The sequence below is a fragment of the Shinella sp. JR1-6 genome (genome assembly GCF_004284735.1).
Taxonomy (GTDB): Bacteria; Pseudomonadota; Alphaproteobacteria; order Rhizobiales; family Rhizobiaceae; genus Shinella.
In genome coordinates, this window is the sequence record NZ_SHMI01000024.1 from 1 (window position 1) to 22,077 (window position 22,077).

A 22,077-nucleotide genomic window follows, 5' to 3' on the forward strand; every position below is an offset into this window, starting at 1 on the left:
TTGCCCGAAAAGAATCATCTCAAAGCCAGGGAATCATAACCGACTCAGATTACGCAACTTCTTTCCGGACCGACACTAAGGGATGCAAGGAAAACTTGCCTGGACGAGCTTCGGAAAGAGGCTCACAAACTAAAGGCCGATGCCGTTATTGCTATCGACCTCAACTATAACGAGATTTCAACTGGGTCCGGAGGCATACTTTTTGTCGCGGCGTCTGGCACCGCGGTGAAGTTATCCGAGTAGACAAGCCGCTCTACGGGGCGCCTCTTGTTCGGTGAGGGTCGGGCGTTTGTCTCTCAGTTCAATCCAATAGAGTCCAGCACAGTAAAACGACCAGCCGCGCCACACCGGAGCACGCCTACTGAAATTCGCTTACCTTTGCGAATAAACTGCTCAAGGCCCCTCTTTACCCAGCCAATCGTAACCATATCGGCCGATCTGATACTCTCGACATCAACATTCACCAACTCGCGGCTACCGTCTTTTCCCTCAAGTGCGAACGCCTCTAATACGATACCATTGTCAGTATACTGCATCGACACGACTTTCCCGGAAGTCTTGTCCGGCAGGCATGGATCGCCAGAACCTAGCCCGGTTAAGGCGACGACTTTCGTTCGCGCATCGTTCAGCTTGTAACGTAGTCGGTCATCCGCGGCCAATGGGGAGGCTCCGACCACAAACAGAGACGCAACTATGAGGATCATTGGCTTCACGATTGTCCTCCTCACCTATGCTTTCGCCTTCTCTGCTGGCCTCTGGAACGTGATGTCACACCCCTTCCGACGGGATGCATCCTCAATCGCCTGCATCTCACCCTTCAACCGTGAAACCTCGGCTGCCTGGGCACCATCCCCTTTTGTGAGGAACATGGCCGGCCAGAAGAGCACGAGACCAACCGCCATGGCGGCTTGATCCTGTCCGGCCTTCTTGTCTTGCGCCCCGCTCGCGGCGATTGCTCGCGACGAGACAGTCTGTGCTTCAAGGGCCAACTGTTCGCAGGTCAGATTCTGGTAAAGCGTCGGAGACACGTATGCCGCGGCGATGTCGGCTGATTTCGATGCGCACGAGGCCAGCAAAGCTACACTGGCAATGATCAAGATTGTTCGCTCCATGCCCCCCTCCATTAAGGGTTGCATACAAGCAAGCCTTGAAGAAGAACGCGAGTCCTATTTTCGCCACATTCCGCGCGGCGACGGGGAACCCGTGTTATCTTTTTGTTGGCTTTGCCCCTAGCCCCTTCATCAGCGAAGATATCCCCTGACCGTCCTTGACGCTGACGACGACGTCGGGATCGCGCTCCTCAGTGCCCTTTTTGCCCTTACCCGCCGGGGGGTTGCGAGCCGATAGCAAGGCGTAATCGAGACTGCGAAGAGCCCTCACCTCCCAAGGCAGCATCACGACACCGTTGAGCGCCGCGAAGGCTTGGATTTCAGCGAATGGGATGGGGTTCGCCATCATTCCGACTTGGCGAGCACGGTCCAGTTCGATGAACCATTCCCAGATGTGCTCCGCCTCACGAGGGAGTGCAATCTCCGGCCTATTGTGCCGTTGGTGCGGCGTCGCCTGGCCGAAAATGCATAGCTCTTGGGTAATATCTTCGATTACGCCTTCAGGAAATTTCCGCGGTCACCAACGAAGGTGTCGACCTGTTCACGCAGCCAGGGCATGCGCTGATAGATCATCGCGGCATTTTCCGCGTTGCATTCGAGGAGATGGCCGTCGAGCTTGATGCCGGACCACGAGAGAGTGCAAAGGGCGAGCAGGTTGACGCCGTTCTCCTCCATCTCCTCAGCGGTGATCTTGGTATTGCGACCGCTCTTGAGCCGCTTGTTGATTTCCGCCCGCTGGCGCCTCTTCGCCTTTTCGGAATCGGCGCCCATGAGGGTGATGGTGATCGGCTGACCATTGTCATCCTTGAGCACCGTGCCATCGGCGGGGTGAAGCACTTCCATAACAGCACCTTCGCCGGCGCTCTTGACGGTGTCGAAACTTGCGAGATCCATTTCGTCTTCCTTTGTAGGTAGGACGCCGCGGGGAACGCCTACAATCATCCCCCGCGGCTATGCCACGTGGCTTTGGTGAACCGGATGTAGGGCCGGATTGCCGTCAGGGCGTGGTGTCTTCGGACGGGACTTCGATGATCTCGGTGTCGATGCCGAGCGAGAAGTTCGTCCGAACGACGTTGTCCACGCTGCCGTAGTTATCGCGCGCGCTCATGACCTTGGCGCCGAAATAGTAGACGGAGTCCGAATAATCCGCGCTGATAGCGTCGGCCGCCTGAACCTTGATCGGATACGAGAACTTCGTCTTTTCCGCCGCCTTGAGGGCAACCTGGCCGGCGTCGAGCGGATCGCGACCGCAGACCAGCGCGAGCGTCCCGGCATCGCGTACGCCCTTGAGGTGACGGGTGCGACCGTCGCCGACAGAGGCGAAGGTGACGTCCGAGCTTTCGTCTCCGAATTCGCCCATGTCTTCAACTTCGCCGATCTCGATCCACGTCAAGGCCGCGTAGTCAGTGGCGTCCTCAAGTGCGGAAGTCCAGGGCGTGGAGCAGATGAAGACCTTGCTTTCAGATGCTGTGGTAATTGCCATGTGGGGTTCTCCTTAATGGCTGTTCGAAGAAGAGCCCTCAGCGGGCGGTGTAGCCGGCGGCGCCGGATCGGTGGGTTCTTTGGCCTTGGTCTTGCTGGGCAACGCACGCATATCGGCGATGCTTGTGACCGGGACGCCGGCAGCCTCGTAGGCTCTGGCGATTTTCGGGAAGGCGCCGTCGATGAAAACCTTGGTAGCGCCCTCTACCGGCTTGTCGAAAAAACGCGGGTTGAGCACGGTCCTGCCCTCCGCGTTGGCAACCGGCCCGCGGGCGTAAACAATCTGCTTGCTCATGATGTCCTCACGCGTTGAAGGAGCGATATGGGATGGTGACGGGAAACTGGACGCGGTCCGGCTCCTGCAGCGGCCCGGACACCCATGGTTTGCGGTCAACCTTGACTTTCACGCCGTTCGACACGAGGCATGTGCCCTTGGCGAAGTGCCGGACGATACTGTCGGCAGCATCGAGCGGCTTCACGTGCCCGACTCCGACCTTCCAGTAGACGGACACCTGCAAGATGCCCTGATGCATCTGCCGGCCCTTGCCGACCGAAAGCGTCTCGGTCCGGTTCGGCAGGAACGAGACCTGGAGGTAGCTGTCCGGCTTCTGTTGTCCCGCGGGTGGGAATGCGATGCCCGGTAGGGCGACGATCAGCGCCGGTGAAAAAATCAGCCCAGAGAGATGGTCTAGCAGCGCGCCGAGGATGATTGCATCGGTGCCAGTCGCCATGTATCAAACCCTTCATGCCCGAAAAGCCGCCGCTCACCGACGAGGACGTGCACGCCAAACTTCATGAGGCGTGGCTGCTGTTCATGAACCAGCGCGGAGAAACCGACTTCGGCAACAACGTGATCCTCGCTGCCCGAAGGGCGCTCTTCACGCTGCAAATGTCGTTGATGGTCAAAGCCGAAGGTCTCAAAGACCAAGGCGAGATTTCAGATCCTTCGCCACTCGATCGACCGTAGCCGGCCAACGCTGGGCAGCCAGGCGCACGAAGCCGTCTCCGGCTTGGCCGTTGGCGCCATACTCTCGGAAGCCCGCATACTCCGCCGTGTAGCCGAAATAGAGCGTGTCGCCGATGTCCGCGCCCGCTATGACGGCCTCGATCGGACCGAAATCGAAATCGTAGGCCTTGCCGTCCGCCGGCTTCTTGCCCTTGACAATCGGCGGCATTGCGCTGGTGGACGCCATGAGCGATGCGCGGAGAAAGCCAGTATCGATCCGCATCCGGCCGCCCTCGCCTGTCGGCGTCTGCATCTCCTCGACGATAGCCTGGCTGGCCTCTTTGAAGACCGCCTCAGTGGCGCCTTCGACCTTTTCCACCCAATTCGCAACCGCGGCGGAAAAGGAGAGTTTTGCCATCAGACCGCCTCAGCACGGAAGCGACGGACAACCGACGCCAGATAGTCGACCTTGTATTGCAGGAAGCACCGGCAACCGATGATCTCTGAAACCGGGGCTTCCGGGTCGCCCGGATATCGAAGGGTCGCTCCAGACGGGCCGACGAACGTGCCGTTCATCTCCACCGCCTGCCCGTTCAGGATGCGATGGGTGTGGCGCACGCGGCTGTCGCTAGCGGTTCGCCATTTCTTCTTCACGTCGCCTTCAACGAGCTTGCCGGCGTCGATCTGCTGGCGGATGGCATGGTCTCGCGCCGTGGCGAGCGCGATCATGGTTTCTGTCCGGGCCAGCATTTCGCCGCGCAACTGCAACATTCGATCCGAATAGCGGCCCACCATGCGCGCAACGTCGTCGAGCGCCACCGGCTTGCCGGCCTTGATTGCAGCGGCCACGGTCCGGTCGAAACGCTTGTCTCGCCGCTCTCGCGTCAGATAGTGGCGCATTTGTGCCGGGTCTCCAGACAGGAGCTCTGCGCGCGCCGTAGCGATGAAACGCTCCTGCGGACTTGTCAGCCCGATGATCCCGCCTTCCCTGCGTCGGGTCACGTTCGACATGCGGCCGATGACATCGAGCGCCGTAGCGGTCGGATTCTTGCCGCGCGTCAGTCCCTCGACAAGAGCGGCACGAACCGCGACGAGTTGGTCTTCGACGATCCGGGTGACCATCTGGGCAGAATGCTCGCGCAGGAATCGCTCTGCTTCGGGGTTTCTCACGCCGAAGCGAAACACAACGCGCCCGCCGGATGGATCCTTCAGCTTCGGCAGATTGGCAACTTCGTTAATGCCGCCGGCGTTGTAGGCCTCGGCAAAGGCGATTTCCAGCGAGGCGAATGCCTCGGCATCCAATTGCATCGCTGCTATGGCGCCCTCGACGTCGCCACGCTCCAGGCGCTCGACAACAACCTTCAGGACAATCGTCGACTTGATGCTCTCGATCGCTTCCCGAAAGGCCGCGGCGAGCTTGGGCTCGAAGGTCGACAGAAGCTCGTCGAAGGTCATCAATCCACCAGGTCGATGTCGTAGAGTACCGCCACGCCGGCCGGAGAGAGAGGCCGAACCTCCGCGATCTCAATCCACTGGCTCGCCTCGCTGGCCTCATCACCGGTGATGCCGAGCGCAACGCGATAGCTCTTTAGCGGTACGACGTCAGGTTTCGCCGACACAGTAAGGGAATGCTTGGTCTGCCCGATCAGCGTACCGGCCTGGTCTCGGATCTCTTGATAACCCTCAACGCAATGGAGGGTCTTGTAGACCGGCGGTCCTTCGACCGGATCATAGATCGGGCCTGTGGTCGCACCAGGGATGCGCAGCGTCACAGGATAACCGTTCGGCTGGGAGAGGTCGCCGACGGAGCGGATTGCCTCGTCTATCTCGGCGGCGATGGCGGCCCAATCTTCGGCCATCACGCCCTCACGAGGAACTGAGTTGCGCCGCGTGCGCCTACTAAGCCTGACAGAGCGCGCTCCACTTCCGTCAGCGTCGGCGCCATGTCCTCCGTCGTGGCGAAGGATCGCAATGGCGTCCAGACAATGCCCTTGACGGCGGTGAGCACCTTCGCCTGTCCGATCACGATATCAGGCGACAGGCTACCGGGCTTCGCCAGTTCGCGGAGAGCAGCGGCATAGGCGGCATGCTCCACCTCCTGCGGCACCTCATCCGAAGCGATTGCATTGCCCTCAGCGTCGAAGGCATCAATGCGGGGCCAATCTCGGGCCTGCGAGCGCCCTCCGGTTCTCTGGCCCGGCCAGCGGCTGCGGTAGACACCATCCAACCATTCGGAAGAGCGGAGAAGAGCCGCCTCACGCGTGGTATCGTCAACGCCTGCGGCGGTCCACGCTGCATTTCCGCGTGCTTCGTGGTAGGCAAGCGCAGATGCAAGGGAACCGTAACAATCGGCCATCGATTAGACCCCATCCTTGGGTGCCAGCATGGTCAGCAACTCGCGGGCTTCAGAAAGCCGCCGGTCCAGCCACTCGACACGCTCCAGAGTATCGATGCCGCCCCATGTTCGAACACGGCCGTTCGATTCGAACGCGATGATTGCGACGAGATTGTCGGCGTCCACCCTTTTGAGCATTGAGCGCAGCGCGACCGATGGAGAGGCGTCCCCGAACGAAATCACCTTGCTATCCGGCAGAACGTCTTTGATCGGCCCTGTTGGCTCAGGCAATTCGTTGATCCATTCCCCATTGTCGGCACCCTGCACCTCGCAGGAAGCGCATTCCGTCATCCCGCCTTCGTAGAGCCTGAATGTGGTACAGCCGCAGGAAGCACACATCCACACAAGAGGCTCACGCTTTCCGAGGCTGACGACGTTGCTCACTGGCGCTGCTCACGGTGAAGGTCACGCAGGGCCGCGAGATCTTCCAGCGGGTCGCGCGGATCGAAGTCGACGTGCATCGCAGTCAGGTCAGCTTCGATCTCTCGACGGGTCAGGCCGTTCGATGCCTCCTCGTCCTGCCGCACCTTGCGGTCAGCGTTGATCTTGTTGAACTGCTCAATAAGCTTTTCGCGGCCGAGCTTATGGTGCGGCGCTTTGCCGGTCGCCGCTTCGATTGCGGCGCGAAGCTGCTCATCGGAGAACTGATCACCGCTGTCCGCGCCGAGGCCGTTGGCCGCCATCACGGCCGCGGATACCGAGTGGCCGTTCGGATCGAAACGTGCATCGATGATCTTATAACCAGAGGCCCGCAGTTCTGCCTTCCTGCCCGGCGAAACCGGATGCGGTTCGTAGGCGATCTTTCGTTCGTTCGTCATAGGATTCGCTCCAAGGGAGGAAGGGGGGCGAGCCAGCGCCCGCCCCTGCCAGTTACTTCGTGACGTCGCCGATGGTGATGACGCCGGCGGTGTGCTTGATGTCGGTGGCGACCTTGTCCCAATTGGAACCGGTGGCGAGTTCCGCATCGGTCGGGGACTTACCGCCGTTGCCCTCATCCCAGGTGTAGCCCTTCAGCCCGAGGCCGAACGTGTAGTCCACCTGCAGCGTCGTCTCGATGCGGGTCTGACCGTTCTTCGTCTCGATGTTCGAGATGATGTCCCGGCTGTCCGAGACGGTCGCGGCATTGGCCACTAGAGACAGCACCTTGAGTTTGTTCGGCGTGCCGGCCTCGTACAGGGCGGGCGCGTCGGTCACGACGACCATCTTGCCGAGGATATCCACGACACGAACATTGGCGGCCTGGAACAAGGTCTGTGCGTTGGCGAGGTTGAGGCCGATCAGCTTGTGGTAGGCCGTGCCGTTCATTACCTGCGTGATGAGGTTGCCGGAGTGGTCACCGAACTTCGCGTGGGCGTCGTTCATGGTGATGTAGCTGACGCCGGCCGTGGCAGAGACGTCGTTGGTCGCCGATGCCTGATTGCTGATTGCGGCGACCAGAGCGGCGATTGCGCTGTTGAGCTGATCGCGAAGGAGTGCCTCAGCGAAGTTCCGCGAGGCGACCTCGACGCCTTCGGCGGTCGGCTTGTCCAGCCAGGTCATCTGCGACGGCTCGTAGCGAACGGGGCCGAAGCCGCCGGCCACCTTGACCGAGGAGTGCTTGAGCTGGGTCAGGTCGGTTGCGGAGGCCGCGGCCTGGGCGGCATAGCGATCAACGCGGCGCTGAGCCGAATGGATGGCAGCGTAGAACGATTCCTGGAGGAAGTCGCCTTCGAAGCCTTCCGTGGTCAGGCGGATCGCGCCGCCGGATGCCGCGTTGAACTTGTCGACCATCTGCGCAAGCGTCTCGATGGTGGCGGGCATGAAATACTTATTGAAGACCTGCATCTGCGAAAGAGACATGGTCGGATCCTTTCAGTGTTCCGTGATGGGAGGGGTTGGTTGCGGGCATTGCCCAGATGCCCGTCACCTCGTTGAGATCACGGGAGATAACGCCAGGCGGCGCGTGTGGTCAGAAGCGGTCAGGCGCCGCCGCTGAGTTCGGGGAACTTCGCCGAGATTGCGGCAGCCCGGGCCTTGGCATCACCGCCAAAGTCGCCCTTTACCTGTTGCTGCTGGTGGCCGTGCTCATTGCCCTTGGCATTATCGCCCTTGGCCGGCGCGACGAATGATTTGCCCTCATCGCCGGCAGCCCAGCGCTTCACAGCCTCGGCGATGGTCATGGGGCCGAGGCCGATATCCATGGAGGCTTCGTCCGAATCCATCGCTACACGCGGTTCCAGAAGAGCGCGGGCGGCCTTAACAAAGGCGGCGTTGGTGATGCCGGAGGCGGAGAGAGCATCCGTGAGCGCAGCGTTGACCGCGGCCTTCTTGCCCTTCGTGACTTCGCCTTCAAACTTGCCCTTCCAGGCGTCGCGCTCGGCTTCGAGGGTCTTGCGAAGCTCGACAAGCTGGCGCTGGTGCGCCGCGTCATCGGTCTTGCCGTCCTTGAGCTTTTTCCACGTCTCCGGGTCGAAATCTTCCGGGGCAGCCTTTTTCTTCGCGTCAGCCAGATCATTCTTGGCGGTGGCGAGATCGGCCTTCGTCCGGTCGTAGGCGTTGGCGAGAGGCAGCACGTCGCGGTGGCCGCGAACGCTATCGGCGTCCGTGTCCAGATGGAACTTGCCATCCGAGTGTTCGACGTAGAGGGACTTCAGGGCCTCGTCGACATTGTCGAGCGAGTCCACAACGAGTTTCAGGGCCATTGGCCTTATCTCCTGCTGGTGGTTGTTTTGACCGGATTCCGGCCGGGGTTACACGAGCGCCGCGGCGTTCTCGTCCTCTGCGCCCTCAGGATTGATGAGGGCGTATTCCTCTTCCGCGTCCCGTTCGGGCGAGAATATTCCGCCAGCCTGACCGCGCTCATAGAAAGTCTCCCAGGACATGCCATTCTGGCTGTAGACGCTGAAAAGCGCCGCGAAGTCCGCCGGCGACATGGTGCTATCGAGCAGGTCCTTGGGCGGGACAACGATGTCCTTTTCATCAAGCCCTTTCATTCGGGCCGCCGCCTTTAATCCCCGCTCGAGCAGTGCGGCAGAGACCTGGGACACACTCATGAGGTTGGCCGTCTCGCTGGCAAATCGGAGCTTCCGGGCCTCGCCGCTCTCCTGCGACGACTTCTCCTGCTCGAACATCCTGGCGCCGGCCATAACGGCGGCTTCCTTCTGTTTCTCGATCGCTGCCTCGTGGGCCTCGATGCCGGAGCATGTCGGCGAGACGTACTTCAGGTCTGGCGTCATGGTGTCGTTGCCCATCATCTGATGGACGACACCGGCGCCAACGGTCTTAGGGGCTTCCCCGTTGATCGCCACAAGCGTCTCCTGCCCGCTCATGAAGAGCTGCCAGCGCCAGTCGGCGGAAAGCTGGTAGGAGTTGATGATGGCATTCGCTATACCGATCAGAGGCGGCGTTTCGACCGCTGGAACGACGTCGCGCGCGTTGCCGACATAGAACGGCACGAAATTGAGCCGGCCATCGCCTAAAGCGACAGGTTCGGATTTCGTGATCGTATCGAGGCTTTCACCCTCGTAGACCGTCGAGACGTAGAGGCCGTTCACCAGCTCAAGTACGCGAAACTTCGGATTATCCTTCCACTCGAAGCCTTCACGGCGCTTCCCGCTTTCGTCCATAACGAAGAAATCGCGGTCCCAATTGATGATGCTGTCACCAGCATAACCGGCAAGGAAAGGCTCCCCGCCTTCCGCTGGGGCTGTCGTCAGAACACCATATCGGCCGAGCCAGAGCAAATAGCGCGTGATGCGGCGGTGGTAGGCTTCAAGGCTCATCCCTTCGCCGTCAGCGTTCTCCCAGATGGCGGATAGGCCGTCGGGAATATCGATCTGCGTTTCCTTGCCATGAATGATGCCGATCATCGCCGCAACCGACGGGGCTAGAAGCTCCGGTACGATGGCGCGCAGCTTATACGCCTTCTCGTACGCTTCCTGCCCGCCGTCAGGCATCCCCTTGAAGCCGGAAGGCATCGGTAGGTAGCTCACACCCTCGCGCTTCACAGCGCGTTGGCCCTGCATCGTGTGGCGCATCAGGCACCAGTCGGCCAGTCGCTCTGGCGTCAGGTCCGGGTGCTTCGTCTTCACGTCATGCATTAATAAAGCCCCGTAACTGACGATGTCGTCGTGCTTGGTGCGGGCGTCAGGAGCGCATTGAAGGCCCGGCTTGTACTGTCTGCGTCGTCGTCATGCGCGGCCTCTGGGAACCCCTCAAGCGCCGAGAACCATGCGGCGTTCCATGGACCTCGGAGCACCAGAACGTTTCCAGCTTCCGCCTGTGCGGAGAACGGCGAGAACCGCGTTACCTTGTCGCCAGATTCCGGTGTGGCACGCGCATCGTGGCCGGCGAGCATCGAAACTAGACTTTGAACCTGTGACTTGCCGGCCTGCCCCGGATCCTGAGGAAGCGAAATGCCAACCCCACGGCCGTCAGCCGACGCCGTATTCTTGATCAACGTCTCAACGCCCTTCGGTGAGAGCCAATCGCTCACATGATGCGCGACGATGTAGCGACCATCCGATAGTTTACCGATCTTGGTGCCGGCGGTGGCGTCGGGGTCGTTACCTTCAATCTTCGGGGTCGATGCCAAGTCCCATCCTCGGCACCATTGGATGACGTTCGCCGGGACAGCATCCACGACCTGGCACCAACCACGCTGGAATAGGAGCCCCGCAGCGGGCCGGATTTTCCAATTGCCGCCGAGAAGCCGCTCGCGTTCGACCGTCGGCAGCGCCATCAGGTTCGCGAGGTAGCCGGGATCGGCCGCCATCAGCGCTTTGTTGTCGGTAAGCTTGGCCGGGACGAATGTCACCGACTTGGGCTCGATCGGCCTTTGCTCGCCGTTTTCGTCTGGCGCGGTGTACTCGGCGAGGTCCGCCGGCGTATCGCCCCAGATGATCTTGTCGCCGATGCGGACGAACCAGCGCAGCTTGCCGGCGCGCTCCGGTATCGGCAGGCCAGTTTCCTGGTTGATCCACCAGGCGATGAAATCGGCCACCCAGCTATCGGCGTCCGGGTTGCACGTCGCCCTGACATAAGGCCGGACACCGCACATGGAGCGGTTGCGCGACAGCAGATACCAGAATTGCTTCTGGGTGAAATGCGTCAACTCATCGAAGCAGATGAGCGGGATTTGCGAGCCCTGCCAGTTCGAGACCGTCTTGTCGTGCTCGAGGTGGGCAAAGCTCACCGACGCGCCGGACGGGAACGTCCATGACAGATCGGGGGCGACGCGCGGCTTGGCATTGAGGCAGGGATAGAGCTTTTCGCTCTCATCCCAAAGGCCGCCTTCGTTTCGAACCTGCACAAGCGTACGGCGGAAGAACACCGCGCCGAATTGCGAGTTGGCGATATGGCGCAGCGGCTCCATCAGGAGTGCCCACGTCTTGCCGCCGCCGGCCGAGCCGCCGTAGATGGCGATATCGGCAGATGAACCGAGGAAAAGCGTCTGGGGCCCGGCTTGCGGCCTGATTATCGTCTGGGCTGCCGCGCCCTTCTCATCCCCTGCCATTATCGGGCAACTGGAAGATCGTCACCGGTGACACCGGAACCGGTAGATCCTTCCCGTCCTTCCCTGTCAGCTCGCGCCGGTTCGTATAGCTTCCACCGACTTCCTCGGCTGCCTGCTTGAGAAGTGAGGATGCCAGCACCATGTTGCCCTGCCCCTCTGCCTTGTCGGCCATGCGCTGAAGAGCGCGGAGCCGGACGGCGCGATGGCTGATAGCGATCGATGCCGTGTCCTCAAGGAAGGTCTTGCGGGTTTCTTCGAACAGCGCCTTCCAGCGCGCGGCGACATTGCGGCCCGCTTTCTTCGTCGGATCATATGTCTCGACGAGCTGCGGGCTCAGCGTGACGCCGAAATCCTTCTTGACCGAGGCGACGACGACAGACGGCGTATCGAAGCAGGCGAGCGCTTGAACCACGTAGGTTTGCTGCTCGCGGGTGAGTTTCGGTTTAACCATCGTTCTATCAAGGTGCCTTCAAGGTCAGGCGACACGGAGATTGCAGGTCCCACATGCGTGCTCGATATGAGCGCGGGCAATTTCTGGCGGCCGGCTGGCGGCGTCTACAAGCTCGCGAACACCGGCAGCATCTGCCCCATAGCGACGGACGACACCGATGAACTGCTCTACGTCGTGTCCGCGAATGGTGAAGACCGGGCGACCAGTCTGGCTGTTGAATTTCGGGGCGCCGAAGGAATCGACATCCTGGGCGGCGTGGTAGAGCTCGTGCTCAACCAGCGCCATGAACTCGGCATCACCACACTGGGCGCAGTAATGGGCATCGAGCGTGATGATGAAATCCGGCACTGAGCCGAACCATTCCGTGATCTGCTGCTCGACGCGAGCCTTTGCCCACTTGCCCATTGCACCCTGCGGGGTGCCGGTCTCGCATTGGCCGATGACGCGCTTGCCCTTGCGGGTGTTTTCAACCGCGGCCCAGAGATAGCCGATATGAGCGTCGGCCAGATGGGCATGCTCGGGATTGGCGATCGGTGAGGCTTCATCCAGAAATGCGACCTGCACCCACTCCGGCATGTCGAGCGCCGGCGTGAATGGCGCGCCGTCTAGTCCGAACAGGCTTTCCGGTGGTTGAGGGCGCTCAATCATGGCTTGCTTTCGGATAGGCGTTGCGAGAACTTCTCATGCCGGGCGTTTTTCAGGACTGGCATGGGCTAACCTTGGGAGGATTTGATGAGCGATCGGAGTTGCCCAAAAGGACATGGCGAGATGGAGATGGTCACCAAGCGTTTTGGGCATAACAGCGCATTGAAACAGAATGGCTCGCCGGGATGGGAGGCGGGCGGATTGGCCGTTGGGGCTTTCATCACTTGGCGCTGCCATAAATGTGGCTACGAAACCAAGGAAGAACTCGAAACCTACTGAAGACCTGCCTCTACCCTTCACCGAGGATACAGAGGGAAGCATCTGAACCTATCATCTATGGTTGCGTTCCGGTAACAGTCGTTCAAACCGAAGGAGGCGTTCATGGCCGCTCGACAGATCGCTTGGCTCTTCGTGATCGGGGTGATTGCCTACGCCTGCTTCTGGATCGCGTGGCATTGGTTTTGAGAAGCCGGGCCGAAGCCCGGCTCTCGTTTCAGGCATGCGGGATCAGCAACGCCTTCGCACCTCGACGAAGTGAAGACGGGCACCGTTGGTATCGGCAACGTTCATCGTTTCGCCCGGGAACGAACTTCGCCCGTCGGCGCGGCTCAACATGGCGGCCGGGGCTTCGCAGGTCAGCGCGACGGCGTCTTCGTGAACCTGGAGGATGACCGGAGCGTCGATCGATGCCTTGACGGCTTCGTAGATACCGGGGTCGGTGGGCGTGGCCGCCACCGCGGGCGCCGACATTGTGAGGGCCATGGCCGCGAGGGCGAGGCCGGCACAGACAAGACTTCGGATCATGCGCATGCTGGTTCCTTTCTGCTGGGGTGGAGGGTCGAGACAATGAACGCGCGGAACCATTGCGACCCCAACCAGTTGCCTCCGCATGAGAGACACAGATCAAAAGGCCAAAGCCGGGATGTTCTGGTTCGTGATTGCGATATTCGCTATAGGGATGGTGTTCGCAGGCGCCTATCTGACGTTCTGGTCACCTGGCGAGATGAGCTCGGCGCCGCCGACGAAAATCGAGAGCGATTGATAACCGGCTCCGAGCGGCGAACGTCAAATGACCTTATTTGATTTGTTGCTAAGTCATCGGCATAAGCGCATCATCGATTTTCCAGCAGCCATCGAAACGGGCGCTGCTGTTTGAGGGCTTGCTACCCTGGCCCCAAACGAGAGGAGGACTATATGTCTTCCCTGCTACACTCTATCCGCGACAGATACTTCGTCACAACCGCGGTGGCGCATGCATTTGCGGCTGCCTGTCTCTTCGCGACACTCTATGTGCTGACGGGGGGCTTGATATGGTAATCCTCACCTTCAGAGCGCCGCGGACAAAGGCGAAAGTGACAAGGACCGTGCTGCGCCAGGTTCTCAGCGATGCCAATTACAAGACCGAAAAACTTGTCGGAGGAGTAGGCCCTGAGAACGACGAAGCGAGGAAGATCGTTCGTCTCATAAAGCGCGCGACAATCGGCGCGGAAAACTATCCGCTTTCCAAGGCTGCCTTGCATCAGGATCGGAACGCCGGCATTGACATCTGGGACGATGAAGGCGGGGCTCCTAGCGGACCTATCCGCAGATCCTATCGAGAATGCGCAGCGCGCTCGACGAGCGCGCCTCAAACCACGTTATCGATCAAGGAAATTCCCATGTTTACCGAAGTAAGCAGAGCTGATGTTGCCTTCAGGGTAAAGAAAATCGTCGCGGCGCAGCTCAACATCCCAAAAGAAGAACTCGATTCCGATGCGTCCTATATGGGCGACCTGGGGGCAGATTCCCTCGAAGTCACCCAGATCATGATGCTAATTGAAGACGAGTTCTGGATCACGTTTCCGGAAACGCCGGTGACAGACCTTTCAACAGTTGGCCGCACGGTCGATTTCGTTTGTGCGGCGCGCGGACGCAGCGCAAACACCTCGCCTCTCACGTGAAATGCCGGGCTACCCTCCCGGCTTGGCCGCTGGCGAAACGGGAAATCCCGCTTCGGGATCCATGGGCGGGGCGCAGCGGCTTCCCCTAGAATGGGTCAGGCTGCCTTCTTGACCGCCGTCGTCTTGTTGATCGCCGTCACGGCGAGGTTCGTCAACTTGTTGTTGGTCGCCTTCTCCTGGTCGAGGATTTCGCTCAGGATCTTATGCGCCTCATCGTGGCCGAGATCCTTCGCCCATTCACGAAGCGAACCGTAACGGGCGATCTCGTAATGCTCGACCGCCTGACAAGCTGCGAGAAGGCCAGCGTCGAGTGCGGTGCCTTCCGCCTCCTCCATGAGGCCGTCAGCTTCCTTGATCAGCCCTTCGATGGCGTCACACTTTTCCCCGGACGCCTTCTTGCCGATCGACTTGAAGACCTGCTCGAGCTTCTTGATCTGGTCCTTCGTTTCCGCAAGGTGATCCTCAGCCGCCTTTTTCAGCTCTGCGCTCTTCGCCGCCTTTGCGACTTTGGGCAGAGCCTTCGTAATCGCGTTCTCGGCGTAGTAGACGTCCTGAAGCGTGTGCTCGAATATATCAGCCAGCGATTTCATGATGTCTCTCCTTTGCAAGATGAAATGCGGGAGGGAAATCTGGAAGGCAGGCAAGGGTTCCATGGCCAAGGCAAATTCATGCAAGCTGGCGGGAATTTTGGCAATATTCTCCAAACGGGGCGCGGTGAAATCCGCCCCGTGGCCCGGCGTGTATTCCCTCGTTAATCGAGGTCCGCGATCAGAACAGCCACAAATCACCAAAGATTTCAGTGATTCTAAGCGACTTTCTCTATTTCTTCAAGAGTCTCTGCGGCTTCGAGTGCATCAAGCTGTGCAGTAATTACCAGAACGCGTGCACGCATGACCTCACCGAGGCGTTCGAGGACCTGATCGGCGTACTCTCGCAGGGAGGTTTTCGGATGCCGACCCTTCGGGAGCGCCTTCTTCAACTGTCCACGGAGGTTGTTCGCCTTGTTGAAGCGTTTCCGCTCGATGTCGGACCATTCCTGAAGGCGCTGCGCCTGCTCGGTCTCGAACTCGTCAACCATGAACTGCGCAATCATATTCTGGGGGAACTGAACAGGGCCGGCGTTTCGCGTCGGCGCGAGCATGCACATGACCGCCTCAACACCCCTCACCCGCTCGAACTCGAAATCAGGGAGGTGGACGAAGGCGTAGCCGACCAGGAATGGTAGCCGCCGCTCAATTAGCTTGTTCGTCCGGTGGTGCTTAGTTCGAATCCAGAAGGACGGCATGTACACGTCAATGCCTTCTTGGCGCAGCTGGCGCTCAAGGATGCTCTCGCCCTTGCGGCGATCGGCCTCGATCCTTTCCTTTTCGGTGATGTTAGCCGGGATCGGGAGCGGACGTGCCATCCGTTGAGTGCCGGGCTTTGCGCGTACCGCGTACCAGTTGCTTGCCATGGTGGTGCTCCTCATATTCCGCTGCGTTACTTCGATGCGCAGCGCTTCAGGATATGCGCCGTGCAGGGGCCGTTTGCGGCGATCATCTGCCACCGGCGGAAAGCCCTGACATGTGCATCGTGAAAATGCAGGTTCACCGCCGGCAGCCGGCGGCGAACGGTGATCAGATGTTCCGCGTCCACCGGCTCGGGACCTACAGGGCTGACCGGCGCCCGGCCAAACAGCCGGCGCCGCACCGCAGCGTGGTCGGCCAGAAGCGCGGCCGAGCTCGTAAAAGTCTTGGCTGACACCTGGATGCTCATGCCGCCGCTCTCCCCGCCATGGTGGCGGCCGGCGGCGCCCAAATTTCACCGATGGCGTAGAGGAAGATCGCACCAACCGGCAGGCCCTTCTTGACGCGGCCCACCCATGCCTCTTGAGACGGGCAGGTTTCGAAGAGACACCAGCCGTCGAGCGAAAGCTGCTCGGCTTTCCGGCGCGCGTCGTCGCCGAGGTTCTTCAGCAGGGCATACTTCCCCGACCTGATGTTCATCTGCGCGTTTTCGCGAACCATCCTGGCCCGCTCGGATATGCGGGCGCGGTCGTCGCGAAGGCTTTGGGCCTCACCATTGGCCAGAGCGGCCAGTTCCGACGGGTTCGGCAGGAACGCCAGATACTTCGAGTAGCCGCCGCGCTTGAGCTTGATGAACGCCTTGCGCAGGCCGTCGATCGGCGTTGCTGACAGCGCCTCGCGGTAGAGGTCGATCGCGTCGTTCTCGCTCACCGCCGATGGGATCATGAGGCCGGCATCGAGCAGGGCGTTGATGCACTTCGCCACCTCGTCGGCGCCGGACGGGGACAGCTTTTCAGTGAGGGCGGTAATCTCGCTCTGTAAGGTCGATGACATGACCGGCATCGTCTGCATTTTCATCACCGTAGATTTCGCGTTTGAGGTTCTGGCGGATGCGCTCGTGGCGCTGCATTGCCGCGCTGGGCGGCTTCGTCCCCGGCGGCGCTTGAGCTCGGTGCTCCCAGGTCGCAGCGGCTTTGCGCCTATCCATCGCGTCCTGAATGGCCGGGACGAAGTAATCCCAGGATCGGGCCGGCCGATTTAGGCGGGCGGCGACGGCGCGGATGGCGGGCAGGACGTCGAGGTCGATATCGGCGCCGGCTCGGACGAGCTCCATCACCGGGCCGACAACGAACCCGCCATGCGGCTGCATCTTCTCGCCGGCAGCATCCCGCAATTTGCTTTCGAGGGTGGTAGGATCGAGATCGCAATCCTCGCGCTCGCTAAGCAGCCCAGGAGAACCTTGGTGTTCTGGTAAACTGGTGTCTTTAGTGTTTCGTTCTTGTTTCGGATTTGGCTCTTGCGGTGTTTCAGAAGGTGTTTCAACATTCTGATATCTGCTGTAATTACATACGGTTACGAGCGTCTTTCCTGTTTCAGAGCGTGTTTCAATCATGTTCTGCTCGGAAAGCAGGTTGAGAAAATGCGCTACGCGCCGCGTGGACGTCCATTTCCACACCGCCTGCATCTCGCGGACGGTCGCAAAGAAGCTGCCCACGGGCACCTTGTGGACCGAAGCGCCGACCCGGTGAGCGGTCTCCTTCCACGCTGCCCGGCAAATCATCCATTGCCAGGCCTCGCGCTCAGTGAAGGGTTCCGGCGCGAAAACGCTATGCTCGTGGATATCGACCTGGATGCGCACCCAACGGCTCACTGAAACTCCCCTCTCGCGTTCGACTGGGAAGGAGCCGCGGTATCGCCGCCGCTACGGAGCAAAGCCGGCGCGCTGCGACGTTTTCCAACGGCGGTTACCGGCGTGACGCCATGATCAAGATCAGCGCGGGCAGCCATGAGATTGTACGCATCGCTCTCGTCGATGCCGCAAGCCTCGGCGATCGCCATGCTGTTCCGGCCATGAAGGGCGTAGGCCTCGAGGAAGGTGATGGTCATGCCGCCACCTCACCAAATTTTTTGACGTTGGCGGCCGGTACATTCTTGAAACCAGAAAACCTCGAAAATAGATTGTTGGCCGGCGTCCGATTCCGACGCCATCCTTGTTGATCACCAACGTTTTCAGTGAGGTAGAGATGAACTCGAAGGTATTTGATAGGCCCGTATATCTGAAGGAACGCAAAGAGCTGATCCGGGAGATAACGTGTCTGGAAGACGCCATCGACTTTCTGGAAGAGTGGCCTGAGCGCGATCGTGACATAATTCACGATGCGACCTTGAAGACCTGCTACATGGCCTTTGACGGCCTCAAACCTGTAAAAGTCGGACGCGATGCCATCCGCTCCTTTGGGGAGAAGAAGGGCATTCTGGTGAAGTCTCCCGGTGTTCAGCCGTGGATGATCCGTTCGCGCTCCGGCGGCGGGCGCGTTTCGCCGTAAAGCGGCCGGGCCAGGCCGGAGGTCGCCGCTGCGGCCTCCGCGCCAATTGCGCACCAAAGCGAGAGACTGGATATGAGCTTGTCCGCCGAAGACTATGAACAGGCTTTCGAGGATGCATGTGCCTACCTTCCGGGAGAACGCGATCCATCCGCTGTGCGTTCTCAGCTTTTGCTTCTCGAATGGGTACTCGTCGAAGCAATCAATGGTGCGCTGGCGGCATTCTGCGGAGCACTCGGGCTCGCAATCGCGATCGCCACGGCACTGCTCATCAAGCCTCAATTTTCTGCGTGGATTCCGTTTATCGTCGTCGTCTGTGGCCTGGGCATCGGAATTGCGCTGTACGAGCTTCTCCAAGCCTATCTCCGATGGGAAATTGGCAGGAAGTTTAAGCGCAGAGGCTTCGCGACCGGCACATCGCAGCGCCAAAGCGGCCGACTCTCGTTCGAATAGGGAGGTCATGCCGCCACCTCGCGGAACATTCGACGGCCTGCGCCGGTTGCACGTCTGTAGAGGAGAGCGATATGGCCAATGACCCAAACGATCCGAAGAAGCCCTTGGAAGTTCCTCCGGAAGAGACTCCAGACGATCTGCCGGACATTCCGGAACGTCCGATCGAGGAACCGGGACCAGATGTCGTTCCTGAAGAGGCACCGGATGTCACGCCCATACCCGGAGAGGAAGTTCCGTCGAAGATGATCCGCTGAGGTCATGCCGCGCTCCCTGCGAATAGTGGAACGTCGTCGGCAAGACGCTGGGCAGCAAGGCGGGCGAACTCGGGCTTGCCTTCAATGAGGATGGCGCGCCGATCGTGGACTTTTGCCGCGAGACCGGTCGTTCCACTGCCGGCGAACAGGTCGAGTACCGTCCCGCCTGGCGGGCATGCATAGAGAAGCAGCGGCTCGACGATGCTGACCGGCTTTTGCGTCGGGTGAACCGCACGGCCGTGCTCCGACCTGCAGAACATGACGGATCGCATCAGGCGCGGGCCGCCATCCTCTGACCTGTAGACGGTCTCGCCCGTCGCGCCGATCCACTGAGCAGGTCGGCCCTTCTTGCGGACAACGCGGGCTCGAGCGTCGTTCGTGAACTGGGGCTGCTTGTAGACATCAGCCCACTGTGCATCGTCACGGTAGAAGTGCAACGCCAGTTCGTGGACACGGCGGAACCGGTCGTTGAAAAGGCCAGTGCCGTTGTGCTTCTCCCATACGATGTCATGCGAGAGCCGCCAGCCGCGAAACTCTTCAACATGGTCGAAGAACATGCGGGTCGAGCCGAAAACCCACATGCTACCCGTCTTCTTTAGAACGCGGCGGACAAGAGCCGGCCAGCCGGTCGGCCACTTATCCCACTCAAGGGAAGTTTCGCCGTAGGGCGGATCGGTCAGGACGCAATCGACGCTCTCGTCGGGCAGATCGGCAAGGGCAGTCATACAGTCGGCGTTGATGATCTGGATCGTCATGCGCTCGCCCTCCCGCGTTCGAGAGCGGCGAGCTCGCTTCTCAGCCGCGCGAGGGTGCGCCCCAGGATCGCCAGACGGCGCTGCTTCACGCCGTTGTCGGCGCGGTTCATCGAATTGCGGAGCCGGAAGATCTCCGCTTCCAGCTCTTTGATTTCTTCGTTGAGGAGGGCGATGTCGTTCATTCGGCCGCCTCGCGATACTCGACGAGGTGATGGCAGTTCGCGGCGACGATGGCGGCCGCGACCGGCGGCGAAACCGAGTTCCCGACGCAAGAGACCTGAACCTTCTTGGTGAACGGCCGGCCAGTCGCGTCGGCGTCGATCTTGTAGTCGGACGGGAAGCCCTGAGCCGAATACAGCTCGCGGGGCGTCAGCATGCGCATGCCGATATCGACGATGACGAATTCGGCGTCACCGACAGTCAGGGTGACGAATTCGCGATCATCCCAGAAACCATAGGAGCGAAGGAAGGCCGCAACCTCGCGGGCGCGCTCGTGCTGGTCTTCGGTAAAGGGCGGCGCGCTGATCGCCGCCTCGACGTGGCTGAAGCGCGGTTTCGTGGTGATGGTGTGGAAGGGCTCGTTCTCGGGCGTGTCCTGGTCGGAACTGTAATAGGCGTGCAGGTGGGGCGCGACGAGCGCCGACTTGTTGACACCGGCGGTAATCGTTGCCGACGGTTCTTCAATACCCTGGCCCACACCCTGACCGAATTGGCGAGAGACGAAAGCCGAAACTACGCCCTGCTGTGCGCCGGTCGCCGTGACGGTGGATATCGGCTTATAGGCCTCACGGCCGGGGTTCACGCCGCCAATGCGGCGGCGGTCGTTGTTGTGCTGGGCGACGAAGACAGCAGCCGTGCAGACGTCTGCCTTGGCCGTGACGGTCGCCAGCGGCTCGTCACCGCCGCGCGGGCGACTCTGGCCGGCTCTGCCACCGCAGCCGACCAGCGTCGGGATGATCACGGCATTCTGGTCTTTCTTGCTGGCGGTGATGGTGTGGTGTGGGTCTTCGACCGACCGGTTCGCGCCGCCCTGCTGCGCGTAGGTCAGGACCGGCGCGACTAGCGATAGGCCCGCGCCGCCGGCAGTGATCGTATGGGCGGGTTCGTCAGCGCCGTTGAACGGCTTGCCCGAGTTTCGCATCGTCATGAGATGAGGTGCGACGACGGCCGAGTGTTCGCCTTTGGCGAGAACGACCGGATGCGGATCCGTGACGGGCCGATCGCGGCGGGTCTTGCCCTTCATGCTCATGAGCGAAGGCGCGATCATCCCGAGCGGGGCGGCGCCGCCCGGCTTCTTGATGTAGCTGTTGGCCGTGATGGTCGATACGGGCTCATCCATCGCGCTACCGGTCGCGCCGGTATTGAAGCGCGTCAGCGAGGGCGAGACGACTGCCTTTTCGCCTCGGTGTGCTCCGGTGATGGTGTTGAACGGCCGGTCCAGATCCTCAGTGCGAACGCCATGGGTCAGGTTCACGAGGAACGGCCGCGCAGCGTCGAGCACGTATCGTTTCGTGCCGCGCGCTACGCGGGCCATGGTGGCGTCGGCCAGCGGACGGATCGCGCGCAGGCCAAACTTGTCCATGATCTCATCTGACGTGTCGAAGATCGACGGGCATGGGAGAGACCAGTCAATGATCTCGGCTGCGGTGCGCCACGGCTGCTTGCGGCCGGCAATGACCTCGCGATCCGTCGGAGAGCCGTGCGTCGGCTCAGGCCAGACAATCGGCTGGCCGTCGCGGCGGGCGATGACGAAGAGACGCTTGCGAATAGTCGGTGCGCCGTAGTCGCAGGCGCGAAGCTCACGGTGCTGGAGCTTGTACCCTGCCCGCTTCATGGCCTTGCACCACTTCTGGAAGGTCTGCCCCCGACTGTCGGGGCACGGCATCAGGCCGCGATCGGTCTCGATGAGCGGCCCCCATTCCTTCCACTCCTCGACATTCTCCATGATGATGACGTCGGGCTTAGCGCGTTCCGCCCAGAGCACGATTACCCATGCCAGATCGCGGATGTTGCGCTCCACCGGCTTGCCGCCCTTGGCTTTCGAGAAGTGTTTGCAATCGGGTGAGAACCAGGCCAGGCCGACGTGCTTGCCGGCGACGTAATCCAGTGGGTCAACCTTGAAGATGTTCTCCGACAGGTGCAGCGTCTCGGGGTGGTTCGCAGCATGCAGGGCGAGAGCATCGGCATTGTGGTTGATCGCGATGTCGGGCGAGCGGCCGAGCGCCATCTCGATACCGGTGGACGCGCCGCCGCCGCCGGCAAAGCTGTCAACGATCAACGGTGCATTGTTCTGCAGCATGCTCAATCCCCCACGATCCAGTCGG

36 protein-coding genes are annotated in these 22,077 nt (G+C 60.9%); 7 read left to right on the forward strand and 29 right to left on the reverse strand.

Annotated elements, in window-relative coordinates:
- The first annotated feature begins 48 nt into the window (after nucleotides 1-48).
- Nucleotides 49-243 (forward strand): heavy metal-binding domain-containing protein, encoded by a 195-nt coding sequence (locus EXZ48_RS27245; protein WP_130519986.1) that lies wholly within the window; start codon nucleotides 49-51, stop codon nucleotides 241-243.
- A 53-nt stretch (nucleotides 244-296) separates the two neighbouring features.
- Here EXZ48_RS27245 and EXZ48_RS27250 read toward each other — a convergent pair whose 3' ends face one another.
- From EXZ48_RS27250 to EXZ48_RS27275, 7 genes are all read right to left on the reverse strand, one after another.
- Nucleotides 297-713, reverse strand: coding sequence for a hypothetical protein (locus tag EXZ48_RS27250; RefSeq protein ID WP_130519822.1), 417 nt, complete (start codon nucleotides 711-713; stop codon nucleotides 297-299).
- Between the two features lie 15 nt (nucleotides 714-728).
- Nucleotides 729-1,112, reverse strand: a complete 384-nt coding sequence (locus tag EXZ48_RS27255; RefSeq protein ID WP_130519823.1) for a hypothetical protein — start codon at nucleotides 1,110-1,112, stop codon at nucleotides 729-731.
- A 94-nt stretch (nucleotides 1,113-1,206) separates the two neighbouring features.
- Entirely contained in the window at nucleotides 1,207-1,455 is a 249-nt protein-coding gene (locus tag EXZ48_RS35045) for a hypothetical protein (RefSeq protein WP_165909442.1), read from the reverse strand.
- A 146-nt stretch (nucleotides 1,456-1,601) separates the two neighbouring features.
- On the reverse strand, nucleotides 1,602-2,003 hold the full coding sequence (locus EXZ48_RS27260; RefSeq protein ID WP_130519826.1) for a hypothetical protein: 402 nt from the start codon (nucleotides 2,001-2,003) through the stop codon (nucleotides 1,602-1,604).
- Between the two features lie 103 nt (nucleotides 2,004-2,106).
- Nucleotides 2,107-2,592 (reverse strand): iron ABC transporter substrate-binding protein, encoded by a 486-nt coding sequence (locus EXZ48_RS27265; protein ID WP_130519828.1) that lies wholly within the window; start codon nucleotides 2,590-2,592, stop codon nucleotides 2,107-2,109.
- A gap of 12 nt (nucleotides 2,593-2,604) precedes the next feature.
- Nucleotides 2,605-2,886 (reverse strand): hypothetical protein, encoded by a 282-nt coding sequence (locus EXZ48_RS27270; RefSeq protein ID WP_130519830.1) that lies wholly within the window; start codon nucleotides 2,884-2,886, stop codon nucleotides 2,605-2,607.
- Nucleotides 2,887-2,893: 7 nt separating this feature from the next.
- Nucleotides 2,894-3,322 (reverse strand): phage tail terminator-like protein, encoded by a 429-nt coding sequence (locus EXZ48_RS27275; protein WP_130519832.1) that lies wholly within the window; start codon nucleotides 3,320-3,322, stop codon nucleotides 2,894-2,896.
- Between the two features lie 14 nt (nucleotides 3,323-3,336).
- On the opposite strand from EXZ48_RS27275, the gene EXZ48_RS27280 reads away from it, so the two are divergent.
- Nucleotides 3,337-3,558 carry a hypothetical protein gene (locus EXZ48_RS27280; protein ID WP_130519834.1) on the forward strand — a complete coding sequence of 74 codons (222 nt, stop codon included), beginning with the start codon at nucleotides 3,337-3,339 and terminating at the stop codon, nucleotides 3,556-3,558.
- On the opposite strand, the gene EXZ48_RS27285 is transcribed toward EXZ48_RS27280, so the two are convergent.
- From EXZ48_RS27285 to EXZ48_RS27340, 12 genes are all read right to left on the reverse strand, one after another.
- Nucleotides 3,509-3,955 (reverse strand): HK97 gp10 family phage protein, encoded by a 447-nt coding sequence (locus tag EXZ48_RS27285; protein ID WP_130519836.1) that lies wholly within the window; start codon nucleotides 3,953-3,955, stop codon nucleotides 3,509-3,511. The genes EXZ48_RS27280 and EXZ48_RS27285 overlap by 50 nt on opposite strands.
- The gene (locus tag EXZ48_RS27290; protein WP_130519841.1) at nucleotides 3,955-4,992 is read right to left on the reverse strand and encodes a phage minor head protein; all 1,038 of its coding nucleotides are present in this window, start codon (nucleotides 4,990-4,992) and stop codon (nucleotides 3,955-3,957) included. The genes EXZ48_RS27285 and EXZ48_RS27290 overlap by 1 nt, the downstream gene beginning before the upstream one ends.
- Nucleotides 4,992-5,396, reverse strand: coding sequence for a hypothetical protein (locus EXZ48_RS27295; RefSeq protein ID WP_130519843.1), 405 nt, complete (start codon nucleotides 5,394-5,396; stop codon nucleotides 4,992-4,994). Before EXZ48_RS27295 ends, EXZ48_RS27290 begins: the two co-directional genes overlap by 1 nt.
- Nucleotides 5,396-5,893 carry a DnaT-like ssDNA-binding protein gene (locus EXZ48_RS27300; RefSeq protein ID WP_130519845.1) on the reverse strand — a complete coding sequence of 166 codons (498 nt, stop codon included), beginning with the start codon at nucleotides 5,891-5,893 and terminating at the stop codon, nucleotides 5,396-5,398. Before EXZ48_RS27300 ends, EXZ48_RS27295 begins: the two co-directional genes overlap by 1 nt.
- A gap of 3 nt (nucleotides 5,894-5,896) precedes the next feature.
- Nucleotides 5,897-6,316 (reverse strand): hypothetical protein, encoded by a 420-nt coding sequence (locus EXZ48_RS27305; RefSeq protein ID WP_130519847.1) that lies wholly within the window; start codon nucleotides 6,314-6,316, stop codon nucleotides 5,897-5,899.
- A complete protein-coding gene (locus EXZ48_RS27310) occupies nucleotides 6,313-6,750 on the reverse strand; it encodes a hypothetical protein (protein ID WP_130519849.1) in 438 nt (145 codons plus the stop codon). The genes EXZ48_RS27305 and EXZ48_RS27310 overlap by 4 nt, the downstream gene beginning before the upstream one ends.
- Nucleotides 6,751-6,802: 52 nt before the next feature.
- On the reverse strand, nucleotides 6,803-7,771 hold the full coding sequence (locus tag EXZ48_RS27315) for a major capsid protein (RefSeq protein ID WP_130519851.1): 969 nt from the start codon (nucleotides 7,769-7,771) through the stop codon (nucleotides 6,803-6,805).
- A gap of 119 nt (nucleotides 7,772-7,890) precedes the next feature.
- Complete coding sequence (locus EXZ48_RS35285; protein WP_207900518.1) at nucleotides 7,891-8,613, reverse strand: hypothetical protein; 723 nt, start codon at nucleotides 8,611-8,613, stop codon at nucleotides 7,891-7,893.
- A 48-nt stretch (nucleotides 8,614-8,661) separates the two neighbouring features.
- Complete coding sequence (locus EXZ48_RS35565) at nucleotides 8,662-10,011, reverse strand: DUF4055 domain-containing protein (protein ID WP_245462373.1); 1,350 nt, start codon at nucleotides 10,009-10,011, stop codon at nucleotides 8,662-8,664.
- A complete protein-coding gene (gene terL / locus EXZ48_RS27330) occupies nucleotides 10,011-11,426 on the reverse strand; it encodes a phage terminase large subunit (protein ID WP_130519853.1) in 1,416 nt (471 codons plus the stop codon). The genes EXZ48_RS35565 and terL overlap by 1 nt, the downstream gene beginning before the upstream one ends.
- Complete coding sequence (locus EXZ48_RS27335; RefSeq protein ID WP_050746748.1) at nucleotides 11,413-11,877, reverse strand: DUF2280 domain-containing protein; 465 nt, start codon at nucleotides 11,875-11,877, stop codon at nucleotides 11,413-11,415. Before EXZ48_RS27335 ends, terL begins: the two co-directional genes overlap by 14 nt.
- 24 nt (nucleotides 11,878-11,901) lie before the next feature.
- Nucleotides 11,902-12,525: a putative metallopeptidase gene (locus EXZ48_RS27340; RefSeq protein ID WP_130519855.1), complete on the reverse strand. Its 624-nt coding sequence runs from the start codon at nucleotides 12,523-12,525 to the stop codon at nucleotides 11,902-11,904.
- A 120-nt stretch (nucleotides 12,526-12,645) separates the two neighbouring features.
- Between EXZ48_RS27340 and EXZ48_RS35050 the strand changes: the two genes are divergently transcribed.
- A complete protein-coding gene (locus tag EXZ48_RS35050; RefSeq protein ID WP_165909443.1) occupies nucleotides 12,646-12,801 on the forward strand; it encodes a hypothetical protein in 156 nt (51 codons plus the stop codon).
- 228 nt (nucleotides 12,802-13,029) lie between these two features.
- On the opposite strand, the gene EXZ48_RS27345 is transcribed toward EXZ48_RS35050, so the two are convergent.
- Nucleotides 13,030-13,332 (reverse strand): hypothetical protein, encoded by a 303-nt coding sequence (locus EXZ48_RS27345; RefSeq protein WP_130519857.1) that lies wholly within the window; start codon nucleotides 13,330-13,332, stop codon nucleotides 13,030-13,032.
- Between the two features lie 500 nt (nucleotides 13,333-13,832).
- On the opposite strand from EXZ48_RS27345, the gene EXZ48_RS27350 reads away from it, so the two are divergent.
- Nucleotides 13,833-14,462, forward strand: a complete 630-nt coding sequence (locus tag EXZ48_RS27350) for an acyl carrier protein (RefSeq protein WP_130519859.1) — start codon at nucleotides 13,833-13,835, stop codon at nucleotides 14,460-14,462.
- Nucleotides 14,463-14,557: 95 nt separating this feature from the next.
- Here the strand turns inward: EXZ48_RS27350 and EXZ48_RS27355 are convergent, their stop codons facing one another.
- The 6 genes from EXZ48_RS27355 to EXZ48_RS27380 all read right to left on the reverse strand — a co-directional run bounded on the left by EXZ48_RS27355 (nucleotide 14,558) and on the right by EXZ48_RS27380 (nucleotide 17,854).
- Nucleotides 14,558-15,052 (reverse strand): ferritin-like domain-containing protein, encoded by a 495-nt coding sequence (locus EXZ48_RS27355; protein ID WP_130519861.1) that lies wholly within the window; start codon nucleotides 15,050-15,052, stop codon nucleotides 14,558-14,560.
- Nucleotides 15,053-15,267: 215 nt separating this feature from the next.
- Nucleotides 15,268-15,915 (reverse strand): hypothetical protein, encoded by a 648-nt coding sequence (locus EXZ48_RS27360; protein ID WP_130519863.1) that lies wholly within the window; start codon nucleotides 15,913-15,915, stop codon nucleotides 15,268-15,270.
- A gap of 26 nt (nucleotides 15,916-15,941) precedes the next feature.
- The gene (locus EXZ48_RS27365) at nucleotides 15,942-16,217 is read right to left on the reverse strand and encodes a hypothetical protein (RefSeq protein ID WP_130519866.1); all 276 of its coding nucleotides are present in this window, start codon (nucleotides 16,215-16,217) and stop codon (nucleotides 15,942-15,944) included.
- Nucleotides 16,214-16,819 (reverse strand): hypothetical protein, encoded by a 606-nt coding sequence (locus tag EXZ48_RS27370; protein WP_130519868.1) that lies wholly within the window; start codon nucleotides 16,817-16,819, stop codon nucleotides 16,214-16,216. The genes EXZ48_RS27365 and EXZ48_RS27370 overlap by 4 nt, the downstream gene beginning before the upstream one ends.
- Nucleotides 16,761-17,618, reverse strand: coding sequence for a hypothetical protein (locus EXZ48_RS27375; RefSeq protein ID WP_130519870.1), 858 nt, complete (start codon nucleotides 17,616-17,618; stop codon nucleotides 16,761-16,763). The genes EXZ48_RS27370 and EXZ48_RS27375 overlap by 59 nt, the downstream gene beginning before the upstream one ends.
- Nucleotides 17,615-17,854, reverse strand: coding sequence for a hypothetical protein (locus EXZ48_RS27380; RefSeq protein WP_130519872.1), 240 nt, complete (start codon nucleotides 17,852-17,854; stop codon nucleotides 17,615-17,617). The genes EXZ48_RS27375 and EXZ48_RS27380 overlap by 4 nt, the downstream gene beginning before the upstream one ends.
- Nucleotides 17,855-17,991: 137 nt before the next feature.
- Here EXZ48_RS27380 and EXZ48_RS27385 point away from each other — a divergent pair, with 137 nt between their 5' ends.
- From EXZ48_RS27385 to EXZ48_RS27395, 3 genes are all read left to right on the forward strand, one after another.
- Nucleotides 17,992-18,294: a DUF982 domain-containing protein gene (locus EXZ48_RS27385; RefSeq protein ID WP_130519874.1), complete on the forward strand. Its 303-nt coding sequence runs from the start codon at nucleotides 17,992-17,994 to the stop codon at nucleotides 18,292-18,294.
- A gap of 78 nt (nucleotides 18,295-18,372) precedes the next feature.
- On the forward strand, nucleotides 18,373-18,744 hold the full coding sequence (locus EXZ48_RS27390) for a hypothetical protein (RefSeq protein ID WP_130519875.1): 372 nt from the start codon (nucleotides 18,373-18,375) through the stop codon (nucleotides 18,742-18,744).
- A gap of 71 nt (nucleotides 18,745-18,815) precedes the next feature.
- Nucleotides 18,816-18,998, forward strand: a complete 183-nt coding sequence (locus EXZ48_RS27395) for a hypothetical protein (protein WP_130519877.1) — start codon at nucleotides 18,816-18,818, stop codon at nucleotides 18,996-18,998.
- A 2-nt stretch (nucleotides 18,999-19,000) separates the two neighbouring features.
- Here the strand turns inward: EXZ48_RS27395 and EXZ48_RS27400 are convergent, their stop codons facing one another.
- Genes EXZ48_RS27400 through EXZ48_RS27410 form a run of 3 tightly spaced genes read right to left on the reverse strand, consistent with a single transcriptional unit; the run spans nucleotide 19,001 to nucleotide 22,052 of the window.
- Nucleotides 19,001-19,753 carry a site-specific DNA-methyltransferase gene (locus EXZ48_RS27400; RefSeq protein WP_130519879.1) on the reverse strand — a complete coding sequence of 251 codons (753 nt, stop codon included), beginning with the start codon at nucleotides 19,751-19,753 and terminating at the stop codon, nucleotides 19,001-19,003.
- Nucleotides 19,750-19,935, reverse strand: a complete 186-nt coding sequence (locus EXZ48_RS27405) for a hypothetical protein (RefSeq protein ID WP_130519881.1) — start codon at nucleotides 19,933-19,935, stop codon at nucleotides 19,750-19,752. Before EXZ48_RS27405 ends, EXZ48_RS27400 begins: the two co-directional genes overlap by 4 nt.
- The gene (locus EXZ48_RS27410; protein ID WP_130519883.1) at nucleotides 19,932-22,052 is read right to left on the reverse strand and encodes a DNA cytosine methyltransferase; all 2,121 of its coding nucleotides are present in this window, start codon (nucleotides 22,050-22,052) and stop codon (nucleotides 19,932-19,934) included. Before EXZ48_RS27410 ends, EXZ48_RS27405 begins: the two co-directional genes overlap by 4 nt.
- Nucleotides 22,053-22,077: the final 25 nt, after the last annotated feature.

What these genes read in the sequence shown, in the direction of transcription:
- EXZ48_RS27380 (WP_130519872.1), bottom strand. Translation starts at nt 17,854, where the DNA reads ATGACCATCACCTTCCTCGAGGCCTACGCCCTTCATGGCCGGAACAGC.
- EXZ48_RS27290 (WP_130519841.1), bottom strand. Translation starts at nt 4,992, where the DNA reads ATGACCTTCGACGAGCTTCTGTCGACCTTCGAGCCCAAGCTCGCCGCG.
- EXZ48_RS27335 (WP_050746748.1), bottom strand. Translation starts at nt 11,877, where the DNA reads ATGGTTAAACCGAAACTCACCCGCGAGCAGCAAACCTACGTGGTTCAA.
- EXZ48_RS27400 (WP_130519879.1), bottom strand. Translation starts at nt 19,753, where the DNA reads ATGACGATCCAGATCATCAACGCCGACTGTATGACTGCCCTTGCCGAT.
- EXZ48_RS27285 (WP_130519836.1), bottom strand. Translation starts at nt 3,955, where the DNA reads ATGGCAAAACTCTCCTTTTCCGCCGCGGTTGCGAATTGGGTGGAAAAG.
- EXZ48_RS27310 (WP_130519849.1), bottom strand. Translation starts at nt 6,750, where the DNA reads ATGACGAACGAACGAAAGATCGCCTACGAACCGCATCCGGTTTCGCCG.
- EXZ48_RS27395 (WP_130519877.1), top strand. Translation starts at nt 18,816, where the DNA reads ATGGCCAATGACCCAAACGATCCGAAGAAGCCCTTGGAAGTTCCTCCG.
- EXZ48_RS27300 (WP_130519845.1), bottom strand. Translation starts at nt 5,893, where the DNA reads ATGGCCGATTGTTACGGTTCCCTTGCATCTGCGCTTGCCTACCACGAA.
- EXZ48_RS27270 (WP_130519830.1), bottom strand. Translation starts at nt 2,886, where the DNA reads ATGAGCAAGCAGATTGTTTACGCCCGCGGGCCGGTTGCCAACGCGGAG.
- EXZ48_RS27315 (WP_130519851.1), bottom strand. Translation starts at nt 7,771, where the DNA reads ATGTCTCTTTCGCAGATGCAGGTCTTCAATAAGTATTTCATGCCCGCC.
- EXZ48_RS27350 (WP_130519859.1), top strand. Translation starts at nt 13,833, where the DNA reads ATGGTAATCCTCACCTTCAGAGCGCCGCGGACAAAGGCGAAAGTGACA.
- EXZ48_RS35045 (WP_165909442.1), bottom strand. Translation starts at nt 1,455, where the DNA reads ATGGCGAACCCCATCCCATTCGCTGAAATCCAAGCCTTCGCGGCGCTC.
- EXZ48_RS27355 (WP_130519861.1), bottom strand. Translation starts at nt 15,052, where the DNA reads ATGAAATCGCTGGCTGATATATTCGAGCACACGCTTCAGGACGTCTAC.
- terL (WP_130519853.1), bottom strand. Translation starts at nt 11,426, where the DNA reads ATGGCAGGGGATGAGAAGGGCGCGGCAGCCCAGACGATAATCAGGCCG.
- EXZ48_RS27410 (WP_130519883.1), bottom strand. Translation starts at nt 22,052, where the DNA reads ATGCTGCAGAACAATGCACCGTTGATCGTTGACAGCTTTGCCGGCGGC.
- EXZ48_RS27360 (WP_130519863.1), bottom strand. Translation starts at nt 15,915, where the DNA reads ATGGCAAGCAACTGGTACGCGGTACGCGCAAAGCCCGGCACTCAACGG.
- EXZ48_RS35565 (WP_245462373.1), bottom strand. Translation starts at nt 10,011, where the DNA reads ATGCATGACGTGAAGACGAAGCACCCGGACCTGACGCCAGAGCGACTG.
- EXZ48_RS27255 (WP_130519823.1), bottom strand. Translation starts at nt 1,112, where the DNA reads ATGGAGCGAACAATCTTGATCATTGCCAGTGTAGCTTTGCTGGCCTCG.
- EXZ48_RS27265 (WP_130519828.1), bottom strand. Translation starts at nt 2,592, where the DNA reads ATGGCAATTACCACAGCATCTGAAAGCAAGGTCTTCATCTGCTCCACG.
- EXZ48_RS27280 (WP_130519834.1), top strand. Translation starts at nt 3,337, where the DNA reads ATGCCCGAAAAGCCGCCGCTCACCGACGAGGACGTGCACGCCAAACTT.
- EXZ48_RS27275 (WP_130519832.1), bottom strand. Translation starts at nt 3,322, where the DNA reads ATGGCGACTGGCACCGATGCAATCATCCTCGGCGCGCTGCTAGACCAT.
- EXZ48_RS27340 (WP_130519855.1), bottom strand. Translation starts at nt 12,525, where the DNA reads ATGATTGAGCGCCCTCAACCACCGGAAAGCCTGTTCGGACTAGACGGC.
- EXZ48_RS27345 (WP_130519857.1), bottom strand. Translation starts at nt 13,332, where the DNA reads ATGCGCATGATCCGAAGTCTTGTCTGTGCCGGCCTCGCCCTCGCGGCC.
- EXZ48_RS35050 (WP_165909443.1), top strand. Translation starts at nt 12,646, where the DNA reads ATGGAGATGGTCACCAAGCGTTTTGGGCATAACAGCGCATTGAAACAG.
- EXZ48_RS27365 (WP_130519866.1), bottom strand. Translation starts at nt 16,217, where the DNA reads ATGAGCATCCAGGTGTCAGCCAAGACTTTTACGAGCTCGGCCGCGCTT.
- EXZ48_RS27260 (WP_130519826.1), bottom strand. Translation starts at nt 2,003, where the DNA reads ATGGATCTCGCAAGTTTCGACACCGTCAAGAGCGCCGGCGAAGGTGCT.
- EXZ48_RS27385 (WP_130519874.1), top strand. Translation starts at nt 17,992, where the DNA reads ATGAACTCGAAGGTATTTGATAGGCCCGTATATCTGAAGGAACGCAAA.
- EXZ48_RS27370 (WP_130519868.1), bottom strand. Translation starts at nt 16,819, where the DNA reads ATGCAGACGATGCCGGTCATGTCATCGACCTTACAGAGCGAGATTACC.
- EXZ48_RS35285 (WP_207900518.1), bottom strand. Translation starts at nt 8,613, where the DNA reads ATGGCCCTGAAACTCGTTGTGGACTCGCTCGACAATGTCGACGAGGCC.
- EXZ48_RS27405 (WP_130519881.1), bottom strand. Translation starts at nt 19,935, where the DNA reads ATGAACGACATCGCCCTCCTCAACGAAGAAATCAAAGAGCTGGAAGCG.
- EXZ48_RS27295 (WP_130519843.1), bottom strand. Translation starts at nt 5,396, where the DNA reads ATGGCCGAAGATTGGGCCGCCATCGCCGCCGAGATAGACGAGGCAATC.